Annotated in this window: 8 protein-coding genes; all 8 read left to right on the forward strand. The window is 74.1% G+C overall.

The genetic code is table 11. The features are described 5' to 3' along the window. The first annotated feature begins 34 nt into the window (after window positions 1-34). Genes V1634_RS28505 through menC form a run of 8 tightly spaced genes read left to right on the forward strand, consistent with a single transcriptional unit; the run spans window position 35 to window position 12,187 of the window. Window positions 35-1,456, forward strand: a complete 1,422-nt coding sequence (locus V1634_RS28505; RefSeq protein WP_331210810.1) for a serine hydrolase domain-containing protein — start codon at window positions 35-37, stop codon at window positions 1,454-1,456. Further along, the gene (locus tag V1634_RS28510; RefSeq protein WP_331210811.1) at window positions 1,453-3,039 is read left to right on the forward strand and encodes an ABC transporter substrate-binding protein; all 1,587 of its coding nucleotides are present in this window, start codon (window positions 1,453-1,455) and stop codon (window positions 3,037-3,039) included. Before V1634_RS28505 ends, V1634_RS28510 begins: the two co-directional genes overlap by 4 nt. A 42-nt stretch (window positions 3,040-3,081) precedes the next feature. Beyond that, complete coding sequence (locus V1634_RS28515; protein WP_331210812.1) at window positions 3,082-4,047, forward strand: ABC transporter permease; 966 nt, start codon at window positions 3,082-3,084, stop codon at window positions 4,045-4,047. Beyond that, the gene (locus V1634_RS28520; protein ID WP_331210813.1) at window positions 4,047-5,903 is read left to right on the forward strand and encodes a dipeptide/oligopeptide/nickel ABC transporter permease/ATP-binding protein; all 1,857 of its coding nucleotides are present in this window, start codon (window positions 4,047-4,049) and stop codon (window positions 5,901-5,903) included. The genes V1634_RS28515 and V1634_RS28520 overlap by 1 nt, the downstream gene beginning before the upstream one ends. Next, window positions 5,900-6,880, forward strand: a complete 981-nt coding sequence (locus V1634_RS28525; RefSeq protein WP_331210814.1) for an ABC transporter ATP-binding protein — start codon at window positions 5,900-5,902, stop codon at window positions 6,878-6,880. The genes V1634_RS28520 and V1634_RS28525 overlap by 4 nt, the downstream gene beginning before the upstream one ends. Continuing rightward, window positions 6,855-10,175 (forward strand): serine hydrolase, encoded by a 3,321-nt coding sequence (locus V1634_RS28530; protein WP_331210815.1) that lies wholly within the window; start codon window positions 6,855-6,857, stop codon window positions 10,173-10,175. The genes V1634_RS28525 and V1634_RS28530 overlap by 26 nt, the downstream gene beginning before the upstream one ends. A 54-nt stretch (window positions 10,176-10,229) precedes the next feature. Then, window positions 10,230-11,084, forward strand: a complete 855-nt coding sequence (locus V1634_RS28535) for a GNAT family N-acetyltransferase (RefSeq protein WP_331210816.1) — start codon at window positions 10,230-10,232, stop codon at window positions 11,082-11,084. Beyond that, complete coding sequence (gene menC / locus V1634_RS28540; protein WP_331210817.1) at window positions 11,081-12,187, forward strand: o-succinylbenzoate synthase; 1,107 nt, start codon at window positions 11,081-11,083, stop codon at window positions 12,185-12,187. Before V1634_RS28535 ends, menC begins: the two co-directional genes overlap by 4 nt. Window positions 12,188-12,244 lie beyond the last annotated feature (57 nt).

Consider the following 12,244-nt stretch of genomic DNA (forward strand, 5'->3'; position numbering starts at 1 on the left):
ACGGCACCCGCCGCCGGTCCCTAGGGTGGCGCGCATGTCGAGTCTGAACGAGGTCGCGGGCTGGCTGCGGAACCGGCTGCCGGCACTGCTCGCCGAGCACCGGGTGCCCGGCGCCGCGCTGGCCGTGTCGGCCGGCGGGCAGGTCGTCGAGGTGGCCGCGGGAGTGCTCAGCAAGGCGACCGGAGTCGCCGCGACGGCGGACTCGGTGTTCCAGATCGGGTCCGTCACCAAGGTCTGGACGGCGACGCTGATCATGCAGCTCGTCGACGAGGGCCGGCTGGACGTCGACGCGCCGGTCCGCGACGTCCTGCCCGACTTCCGGGTCGCCGACGAGGCGGCATCGGCCGCGATCACGGTACGCCACCTGCTGGCGCACACCGCCGGCTTCGAGGGGGACATATTCACCGACACCGGCCGGGGCGACGACTGTGTGCGCAGGTACGTCGACACGCTCGGCGAGGTCGCCCAGCTCTTCCCGCCCGGCGAGATGTTCTCGTACAACAACGCCGGGTTCTGTGTGCTCGGCCGCGTCGTCGAGGTGCTGCGCGGCAAGCCGTACGACGTCTGCCTGCGCGAGCACCTGTTCGCCCCGCTCGGGCTGACCCACGCGGCGACCGGGGCGGACGAGGCGATCCTGTTCCGGGCCGCCGTGGGGCACATCCAGCCGGACCCGGACGCCGACCCCGAACCGGCGCCGATCTGGTCCCTGGCCCGCTCCTCCGCACCGGCCGGGTCGATGCTGGCGATGCGCCCCCGCGACCTGCTCGCCTTCGCCCAGCTGCACATCGACGGCGGACGGGCTCCGGACGGCACCGCCGTACTCGCCCCGCACAGCGCCGACGCGATGCGGCAGCCGCAGGTCACCCTGCCACGACTGGGACTCATGGGTGACGCCTGGGGGCTGGGCTGGGAGATCTACGACTGGCCGGGCGGCAGGGTGCTCGGCCACGACGGCGGCACCGTCGGCCAGGCCGCGTTCCTCCGGGTCGTGCCGGACCGGAACGTGGCGCTCGTGCTGCTGACCAACGGCGGGAACCCGATCGCCCTCTACACCGAGATCTACGGACACGTACTCCGGGAACTCGCCGGGATCGAGATGCCGGCGCTGCCGACACCGCCGTCGGCGCCGCAGCGGGTCCCGGTCGACCGCTATCTCGGCACCTACACCTCGGACGTGTCCGAGTTGACCGTCTCGCAGGACGACGCGGGCCGGCTCTGGCTCGACCAGGTACCCAAGGGCGTGCTCGCCGAGATCGGCGGTCAACCGGAACGCACCGAACTCGTCCACCTCGACGCCGAGACCTTCCTGCCGGTACGGCCACGGCTCGGCATCCACCTGCCGCAGGTCTTCCTCGGTGACGACGGCACCGGGCGGGCGCTCTACATCCACAGTGGTCGGGCGACCCGACGTGCCGGCGTACCGACCCCCACCAGTAGCCCTCGGGAGAGACGATGAGATCTGTTCCTGCCCTTGCGGCGGTCGGTGTGCTGCTGGTCGGGCTGGCCGGTTGCGGCGGCGACTCCGCCGGTACCGACGGCCAGCGGCTGGTCAACGGCAAGACCTTCACGATGGTGCTGAGCGCCGATCCGGGCAACCTCGATCCGCACTTCACCTCGCTGGCCAGTACCCAACAGGTCGACCGGTTCCTCTACGACTCCCTGCTCAACGTCGGCCCGGACGGCACCCTCGTCGCCGGTCTGGCGGAGAAGTGGCAGGGCGACACGACCACGGTGACGTACACGCTGCGCAAGGGGGTCAGCTGCGCCGACGGCAGCCCGCTGACCGCCGGCCAGGTGGCGGCGAACATCACCTTCGTCGGCGACCCGAAGAACGCCTCGTCCCGGATCGGCGTCTTCGTGCCGGCGGGCGCGACCGCCACCGCCGACGAGGCGGCCGGCACCGTGACGGTGACCTCGCCGACACCGGCCGCCTTCCTCGACCGCATGGTCGGCGGGCTGCACATCGTCTGCGACCGGGGACTGAAGGACCGCAAGCTGCTCCGGCAGGGCTCGGTCGGCACCGGCATGTTCACCCTGACTGAGGCGGTGGCCGACGACCACTACACGCTGACCCGGCGCAAGGAGTACGCGTGGGGGCCGGGCGACTGGCCGGCGACCCAGGACGGGCTGCCCGACACCGTGGTCCTGAAGGTCGTCACGAACGAGAGCACCGCGGCCAACCTGGTCGGCTCCGACCAGGCGAACGCGGTGACCGTCATCGGGCCGGACAGCCAGCGACTCAGGGCGATGCGGCTCTTCGAACGCAGCGTTGTCGCCGCGCTCGGTGAACTGTGGTTCCACCAGAAGCCGGGCCTGCCGGGCGCCGACGAGACGGTCCGCCGGGCGCTGACCCAGGCACTCGACCTCAAGCAGCTCGGACAGGTGGTCAGCAGCGGCACCGGCAAGCCGATGACCGGCCTGGTCGCGCCCGGGTTGAACCCCTGCCCGCCGGCCGGGACCGAGGCCCTGCTGCCGGCGCACGACCCGGCGGCGGCGAAGGCGGCCCTGGACGCCGCCGGCTGGCTTCCCGGCGGCGACGGGGTGCGGGTCAAGGACGGCCGGCGGCTCGCCGTCGGCTTCTACTACCCGACCAACGCCGGCAGCGGGATGCAGGCCGGCGCGGAACTGCTCCAGCGGGCGTGGCAGGCCGTCGGCGCGCAGGTGACCATCCGGGGAGTCGCCAACGCCGAGATCAGCCAGGTGATCGTCGGCGGGCAGGGCTCCTGGGACGCGGCGTTCCTGCCGCTCAACGTCGGCCTCCCCAGCGAGCTGGTGCCGTTCTTCTCCGGCGCGACCCCGCCGGACGGGGTGAACTTCGCACACGTCGGAAACCCGGAGTACGCGGCCGCGGTCGGGGCGGCGTCGGCGATGGCCGGGACCGGCGGCTGCGCCAGGTGGGCCGAGGCCGAGCAGGCGCTGGTCCGAGCCGTCGACATCGTGCCGTTCGTCTACTCCACCGTGCCGGTGTTCGGCAAGGGAGCCAGCTTCGAACTCAGCAGCGGGAGCGTGGCGCCGAGTTCCATCCGGATGCTCGGCTGACCGGCGCGGCTGGCGTACCCCACGATCCGAGAGGCGGGTCCGGTGCCGAACACGACGGCCGAACACCCCTGGATGCGCTTCACCGCCCGGCGGGCGGCGCGGCTGCTGGTGTCGCTCTGGGTACTCGTCACCGCCGCCTTCGGCATGATCCACCTCATTCCCGGCGACCCGGTCCGGGCCGCACTCGGGCCCACCGCCCCGGTGGAACTGGTCGCCGCCCGCCGGGCCGCGCTCGGCCTGGACGACCCGCTCTGGTCGCAGTACCTGCGCTACCTGCGGAACCTGGCCACCGGGGAGCTGAGCGAGTCGATGGTCACCGGCCTGCCCGTGTCACAGCTGATCGGTGACCGACTCCCGGCCACGGCCCAGCTCGCCCTCCTCGCCTTCACCCTCGCCGTCGCGGTCTCCGTACCCCTGGGTCTGGCCATGGCGGTGGCCACCCGGGGCGACCGGAACCGCCCGGCGGAGCTGGCCTTCACCTCCACCAGCTCGATCCTCGGGGTACTCCCGGAGTTCCTGGTCGCCGTGGGCCTGGTCTACGTCTTCGGCGTGACGCTCGGCGTGGCGCCGGTCGCCGGCCGCGCCGGCCCGGACTCCTACGTCCTGCCGGTGCTGGCGCTGGCGATCGGCCCGGCCGCGCTGCTGTCCCGGATCGTCCGGGTCGAGACGCTGGCGGTACTGGGCACCGACTACATCCGTACGGCGCGGGCCAAACGACTTCCGGCCCGGCGGATCTACCTGCGGCACGCCCTGCCGAACGCGCTGACCGCCACGGCGACCGTCGGCGGCCTGCTGCTCGGCGCGATGGTCGCCGGGACCGTACTGGTCGAGAACGTCTTCGCCTGGCCCGGGCTGGGCAGCACCATCGTCGGGTCGATCCTGGCCAAGGACTACCCCGTGGTCCAGGGCATCGTCCTCGTCTACGGCGCGGCCGTACTGCTGGTCAACCTCGCGGTCGACGTCGGCCTGGCCCTGCTCGACCCGCGCTCGACGATCAGGGAGAGCTAGTGCCGGCACGACGGGTCCTGCGGTCCCCGGTGGCCGTCGCCGCGGCGGCGCTGCTGGTCGGTGTCGTCCTGCTCGCGCTGCTCGCGCCCGCGCTCTGGGCCGACCGGGCCGAGGCGGTCGACACCGGCCGGATCCTCCAGGGCTCCTCGGGCGCGCACTGGGCCGGCACCGACAGCCTCGGTCGGGACGTCTTCGCCCGGGTACTCGTCGCCACCCGGCTGTCGGTGCTGCTGGCGCTGCTGGCCACGCTGATCGGTCTGGCCACCGGCCTGGCGCTCGGGATGGCGCCGCTGCTGCTGGGCGCCCGCCTCGGCCGCTGGGCGGCTGCCGCGCTGAACATCGCGGTGGCCTTCCCCGGCCTGCTGCTGGCGCTCTTCTTCGCGGTCGTCTTCGGAGTCGGTCTCAAGGGTGCGGTGCTGGCGATCGGCTTCGCGATCGCACCGGGCTTCGCCCGACTGACCCACACGCTCGCGGCGGGTGTCGCGGAACGGGACTACGTGCACGCCGCGCGGATCGCCGGCCTGGGCCGGATACGCGTGCTCGCCCGGCACGTCCTGCCCAACATCGCCGAACCGCTGCTGGTCAACGGCACCATGGCGGCCGGCGGCGCGCTGCTGGCGCTCGCCGGGCTCTCCTTCCTCGGCCTCGGCGTACAGCCGCCCCGGTACGACTGGGGCAGGCTGCTCGGCGAGGGCCTGGCCGGCATCTACGTACGCCCGGCCGCGGCCCTCGCCCCCGCCGTCGCGATCGTCGTGGCGGGTCTGGCGTTCAACCTCTTCGGCGAGGCGCTCGCCCGCGCGATCGGGTCGCGCGGCGCGGCGGCCGGCGGCGGCCGTCGACCGCCGCGCACCGAACCGCCTCCGCCCGTCGCCGCCGGTGACCATCTGCTCGCCGTCGAGGGCCTGCGGGTGAGCTTCGGGGAGGTCAGCCCGGTCCGCGAGGTCAGCTTCACCATGGGTCGCGGTGAGGCGGTGGGCCTGGTCGGCGAGTCCGGGTCCGGCAAGAGCCTGACCGCGCTGGCGATCGCCCAACTCGTCGAGGAGCCCGGTCGGGTCGACGCGCGGCGGCTGGAGTTCCTCGGTGTGCCGCTGCTGGCCGGCGACTCGGCCGCGCGGCGCCGGCTGCTGGGCCTCTCGCTCGGAATGGTCTTCCAGGATCCGACGACCTCGTTCAACCCCACCCAGCGGGTCGGCCGGCAACTCGCCGAGGTGGTCCGGCAGCACCGGGGGACGAGCCGCCGCGCCGCGCTGGCCCGGGCGGTGGACCGGCTCCGCGCGGTGCGGATCCCGGCCGCCGCCCGGCGGGCCAGGCAGTTCCCGCACGAGTTCTCCGGCGGCATGCGGCAGCGGGCGATGATCGGCATGGGGATGATGGGTACGCCGGCGCTGATCATCGCCGACGAGCCGACCACGGCGCTCGACGTCACCGTGCAGCGGCAGGTGCTGCGGCTGCTGGCGGCCGTCCGCGCGGACGACGACGTGGCGGTCCTGCTGATCAGCCACGACCTCACCGTGGTCGCCGAGGTCTGCGAACGGGTACTGGTGATGTACGCCGGACGCATCGTCGAGGAGGTGCCGGCCGCGCGGCTGCGTACCGGCGCCCGGCACCCGTACACCCGGGCACTGCTCGCCGCCGTGCCGGACATGGCCACCGACCGGGACCGGCCGCTACCGGTCATCCCGGGCCGGCCCGCCGATCCCGGCCGCCTGCCGCCCGGCTGTGCCTTCGCCCCCCGCTGCCCACTGGCCGGCGACCGGTGCACCGCCGCCGAGCCGCCACTGCTGGCCGACGCTCGTGGTCGGGTCGCCTGCTGGCATGCGGAGATCGACGTCGAGATCGAGGGGAGCCGCCGGTGAGCGATCTCGTCTTCGACGACGTCACCGTCCGGTACGGCACCGGGCGGGGGCGGCTGACCGCCGTCGACGCCGTACGGCTCACCGTTCCCGCCGGCACCGTCGTGGGACTCGTCGGCGAGTCCGGCTCCGGCAAGTCGACCCTGGCCCGCGCCGCCGTCGGGCTGGCCCCGCTGGCCGGTGGCCGCATCCTGCTCGACGGCCGACCGCTGCCGAGGCGGGCACCGGTGCAGCTGGTGTTCCAGGACCCGTACTCCTCGCTGGACCCCCGGATGACGGTGGGTGCGTCGATCGCGGAGGCGATCCCGCGCCGGGCCGGCGTCGCGGCAAAGGCCGAGGTGGCCCGGCTGCTGGAACTGGTCGGGCTCGACCCGGGTCTCGCCGGCCGGTATCCGGCCGGCCTCTCCGGCGGGCAGCGGCAGCGGGTGGCGCTGGCCCGCGCGCTCGCCGGCCGGCCCGAGGTGATCGTCGCGGACGAGATCACCTCGGCGCTGGACGTGTCGATCCAGGGAGCCGTACTCAACCTCGTCCGCGACCTGCAACGGCGGATGCGGCTGTCGATGCTGTTCATCTCGCACGACCTCGCCGTGGTGCGCTACGTCAGCGAGATCATCGCGGTGATGTACCTCGGCCGGATCGTCGAGTACGGCCCGGCCGCCGAGGTGCTGGACGACCCGCAGCACCCCTACACGCGCGAACTGCTCGCCTCGGCCACACATCCGATCGGGCTGGGAGCCGAGGATGCCGGACCGGCGGTCGCCGAGACGGAGCCCGCCGACCCGCACCGCCCGCCGGCCGGCTGCCGGTTCCACCCCCGCTGCCCGGTGGGCCCGCTGGTGCACCCGGATCGCCAGGTGTGCCGGGAGGTCGAGCCGACACCGGCACACCGGCACCGGGCGCTCTGCCACTTCGCCGAGCCCGCCGACAAACCGATCACGACCCGAGGAGGAGCCGGTGACCCGCCGCCTGCGCATCGCTGACCTGACCACCGTCGCCGTACCGGAGCAGCCGGCCCTGTCGCCGGACGGTGCCCGGATCGTCTACGTGCTGCGCGGCGCGGACGCCGAGCACGATCGTACGGTGCGCACGCTGTGGTACGTCGACGTGGCGGGCGGCCCGGCGCGGCGGCTGACCGCCGGGCCGGCGGACACCGCACCGGCCTGGTCGCCGCAGGGTGACCGGATCGCGTTCCTGCGCACCCGGGACGGGCACCCGCAGGTGTGGCTGCTCCCCGCCGCCGGTGGCGAACCCGAACCGCTGACCGGGCTGCCGCTCGGCGCCGGTAGCCCGGTCTGGAGCCCTGACGGCTCGGCGATCGCGTTCGTGGCCGCCGTCGACCACGACCGGGGCGACGGGCCGGACGGCAGCGCCCCGCTCGTCGCGGACCGGCTCGACTACCAGAGTGACGGCGCCGGCCTGCTGGGACGCCGACGCCGGCACCTGCATGTCGTCGACGTCGCCACCCGGCGGTGCCGGCAGCTCACCAGCGGCGACTGGGACGCCGGTCACCCGTCCTGGTCGCCGGAGGGGACCCGGCTGGCGTTCGCCGCGGCCACCGCGCCCGACGCGGACCTGACCCTCCGGACACCGCTGTACACGGTGGACGTCGGTGCGACGGAGGCCGTACCCCGGCCGGTCGGGCTGGCCGACGGTGTCGGTGCCGCCGTCACCTGGACCGCCGACGGGTCGGCGCTGCTGGCCGTCGGCACCGAAGGTGCGCCGGTCGGCCACGCCGGCCTGCTGCGGGTACCGCTCGACGCCGGCCCGGTCACCGACCTCGCGGCCCCGCTGGACCGCAACGTCATGCCGGGCGGCCCCGGATATCCGGGCGCGCTGCCGCAGCTCGCCGACGACGGCGACACGGTGCTGTTCTGCGTCCGCGACCGTGGCTGCACCCACCTCTACGCGGTGCCGGCCGGTGGCGGCGAAGCCCGGGTGGTCGTCGGCGGGGCCGGCCGCAACATCCTCGGCGTCTCGGCCCGGGCCGGCACCGCCGCCGTCGTACTCGGCACACCGACCTCGTTCGGGGAGGTGGTCGCGGTCGACCTCGGCACCGGCGCCGAGACCGTCCTGACCGGACACACCTCGTCCGAGGTGCGGCTCCACCCCCGGGAGGAGCGCTCGTTCGAGATCTCCGACGGCACCGTCGTGCAGGGCTGGCTGGTCCGGGACCCCGACTTCGCCGGCCCACGGCCGCTGCTGCTCGACGTGCACGGCGGCCCGCACAACGCCTGGAACGCCGCCGCCGAGGACGTACACCTCTACCACCAGGAGCTGGCCGCCCGGGGCTGGGTGGTGCTACTGCTCAACCCCAGGGCCAGCGACGGCTACGGCGAGGCGTTCTTCACCGCCACCCACGGCGGGTGGGGCGAGGCGGACGCCCGGGACCTCCTGGAGCCGGTCGACCAGCTCGTCGCCACCGGCGTCGCCGACCCGGCCCGGCTCGCCGTCACCGGCTACAGCTACGGCGGCTACCTGACCTGCTACCTCACCAGCCGGGACGACCGCTTCGCCGCCGCCGTGGCCGGCGGTACCGTCGCCGACCTCACCAGCATGGCCGGCACCTCCGACGAGGGGCACCAGCTCAGCGAGTACGAGCTGGGCGCCGCGCCGTGGACCGACCCCGCGCGCTACGCCGCGATGTCGCCGCTGGCCCGGGTGGACCAGGTCGACACGCCCACGCTCGTACTGCACGGTGCCGAGGACCGCACCTGCCCGGTCGGCCAGGCGCAGCAGTGGCACACCGCGCTGCGGGAGCGCGGCGTGCCGACCCGACTGGTCCTCTACCCCGACGCCGGCCACCTCTTCATCCTCGACGGGCGGCCGTCACACCGGGCCGACTACAACCAGCGGGTCGTGGACTGGGTCGAGCGGTACGCGGGCGGGCGCCGCGCGCCGATCGACACCGGGCACTGGCAGCGCCGGCTGGCCGTACTCGCGCGGCGGCACCGCGTCCCCGGTGCCGTACTCGGGATCCTGCGGCTGGGCCAGGACCGCCCGGACGAACTGGTCGAGGCGGCGTACGGGGTGCTCAACGTGGAGACCGGGGTCGAGGTGACCACCGACTCGGTCTTCCAGATCGGCTCGATCTCCAAGGTGTGGACGGCGACCATCGTGATGCAACTGGTGGACGAGGGCCGGCTGGATCTCGACGCACCGGTCGCCACCGTCCTGCCGGAGCTGCGGCTGGCCGATCCGGAGGTGACCAAGCGGGTGACCATGCGGCACCTGCTCGCGCACACCAGCGGCATCGACGGCGACGTCTTCACCGACACCGGTCGCGGCGACGACTGCCTGGAGAAGTACGTCGCACTGCTCGGCGAGGTGGCCCAGAACCACCCGCTCGGCGCCACCTGGTCCTACTGCAACGCCGGTTTCGTGCTCACCGGCCGGGTGATCGAGAAGCTCACCGGCGGCACCTGGGACGCCGCGCTCCGGGACCGGATCTCGACCCCGCTCGGGCTGCGGCGCACCGGAACGCTGCCGGAGGAGGCGCTGCTGCACCGCGCCGCGGTCGGACACGTCTCGGCCGGGCAGGCCGAGCCGGCCCGCGCGCCGGTCTGGGGACTGCCCCGCTCCCTGGGGCCGGCCGGGCTGATCACCTCCACCGCCGCCGACGTCCTCGGCTTCGCCCGGATGCATCTCACCGGTGGGCTGGCGCCGGACGGGACCCGGCTACTCGGTGCGGAGAGCGCCGCCGCGATGACCGCCTGCGAGGCCGAGCTGCCCGACACGCACACCCTCGGCGACTCGTGGGGTCTCGGCTGGATCCGCTTCGGCTGGGACGGGCACCGGCTCGTCGGGCACGACGGCAACACGATCGGACAGTCCGCCTTCCTGCGGCTGCTGCCGGACGAGGGACTGGCGGTCACCCTGCTCACCAACGGCGGGCACGCCCGCGACCTGTACGAGGAGCTGTACCGGGAGATCTTCGCCGAACTCGCCGAGGTCGCGGTACCGCACTCGCTCGCGCCGCCGCGGCACCCGGTCACCGCCGACCTCGGCCGGCACGTCGGCGAGTACGAGCGGGCCGGCGTCCGGATGGCAGTACTCGACGGCGACGGCGGCCCGACCCTGCGTACCACGGTCACCGGTCCACTGGCCGAGCTGGTGCCCGAGCCCACCCACGAGTACCCGATGGTGCCGGTCGCCGAGGACCTCTTCGCGGTCCGCGAACCGGAGACCCGGACCTGGGTACCGGTGATCTTCTACCAGCTGCCGTCCGGCGAGCGGTACCTGCACTTCGGTGCCCGCGCCACCCCGAAGGTGGGCTGACGTGCACCCGGTCGCCCCGACGCGCCGGCCGCTGCCGGGGAGGGGAACGCCGAGATGAGCGACATCCACGCCGCCGAGGCGGCCGTGGCCCGGGCGGCGAAGGCGGCCGGGGTCGAGATCCGGGAGCTGACCGACGTCGACGGCTTCGCCGCGGTACGCCGGCTCTACGACGGCATCTGGGGACCCGACCCGCGCAATCCGCTGGTGACCACCAAGCTGCTGCGCGCGCTGAGCAAGTCGGGCGGCTACGTCGCCGGCGCCTACGACGGGGTCGAGCTGGTCGGCGCCTGCGTCGGCTTCTCCGGCGCCCCGGCCGGGGCCGAGCTGCACAGCCACATCGCCGGGGTCTCCGCCGCCGCCCTGGGCCGCCGCGTCGGGTACGCCCTCAAGCTGCACCAGCGCGCCTGGGTGCTGGCCCGGGGCGGCTCCGCCGTCGAGTGGACCTTCGACCCGCTGGTCGCCCGCAACGCCTACTTCAACCTGGTGAAGCTGGCCGCCACCGCCGTCGAGTACCTGCCGGACTTCTACGGCGAGATGGACGACGAGATCAACGCCGGCGACGCCACCGACCGGCTGCTCATCCGCTGGGAGTTGCGCGACCCCAGGGTCGCGACGGCGTGCGAGGGACGGCACCGGGCCGGCGACGTACGGGCCGAGCGGGCCGGCGGCGCGGTGGTCGGGCTCGGGCGCACCGCCGACGGGTCCCCGGCGCCGGGAACCCTGGACGGCGACACCGTGCTGGTGGCCGTACCGCCGGACATCGCCGCGCTGCGGTCGGCCGCGCCCGACCTGGCCCGGCGGTGGCGCACCGCGCTGCGGGAGGCCCTCGTACCGCTGCTGGCCGGCGGCGCCCGGGTGACCGGCTTCGACCGGGCCGGCTGGTACATCGTCGGAAGGAACGCCGGATGAAACTCGTCGGAGTCGAGCTGCGCCGGATCACGATGCCGCTGGTGTCACCGTTCCGGACCTCGTTCGGCACCCAGACCGCCCGCGACATCGTGCTGGTCCGCGCGGTCACCGACCAGGCCGAGGGGTGGGGCGAGTGCGTGGCGATGACCGACCCGCGCTACTCCGCCGAGTACGTCGACGGGGCCGTGGACGTACTGAGCCGGTTTCTGGTGCCGGCCCTGGCCGCCCGGGACACTCTGGACGCCGCCTCGGTGGCACCGGCACTCGCCGGATTCAAGGGGCACCGGATGGCGAAGGCGGCGCTGGAAACCGCCGTACTCGACGCCGAACTGCGCGCCCTGGGCCGGCCGCTCGCCCGGGAACTCGGCGCCGTACGCGACCGGGTGCCCTGCGGCGTCTCGGTCGGGATCACCGGCTCGATCGGCGAGTTGCTCGACACCGTGGGCGGCTACCTCGACGCCGGCTACCTGCGGATCAAACTGAAGATCCAACCCGGCTGGGACGTCGAACCGGTCCGGGCCGTACGCGAACGCTTCGGCGACGACGTGCTGCTCCAGGTCGACGCGAACACCGCGTACACCGTCGCCGACGCGCGGCGGCTGGCCGCGCTCGACCCGTTCGAGCTGCTGCTGATCGAGCAGCCGCTCGACGAGGAGGACGTGCTTGGCCACGCCGAGCTGGCGAAGACGGTCCGCACGCCGATCTGCCTGGACGAGTCGATCACCTCGGCGCGGGCCGCCGCCGCGGCCATCCGGTTGGGCGCCTGCGCGATCGTGAACGTCAAGCCGGGTCGGGTCGGTGGCTACCTGGAAGCACGGCGGGTACACGACGTCTGCGTCGCGCACGGCGTACCCGTGTGGTGTGGCGGGATGCTGGAGTCGGGCCTCGGCCGGGCCGCGAACGTCGCGCTGGCGGCGCTGCCCGGATTCACCCTGCCGGGCGACACGTCGGCGTCGGACCGCTACTACCGGACGGACATCACCGACCCGTTCGTGCTCGACGGCGGCCACCTGGCGGTGCCGGCCGGCCCGGGAATCGGCGTCGAGCCGCTGCCGGACGAGCTGGCGGCGGTCACCACCGAATCCCGGTGGCTGCGACGCTGAGCTTCCGGCGCCTCCGCACCCTAAGCTGTGACGAACATCGTATGTTCCGACGAACCA

It is taken from the genome of Plantactinospora veratri (assembly GCF_036421995.1).
Lineage (GTDB): Bacteria > Actinomycetota > Actinomycetes > Mycobacteriales > Micromonosporaceae > Plantactinospora > Plantactinospora veratri.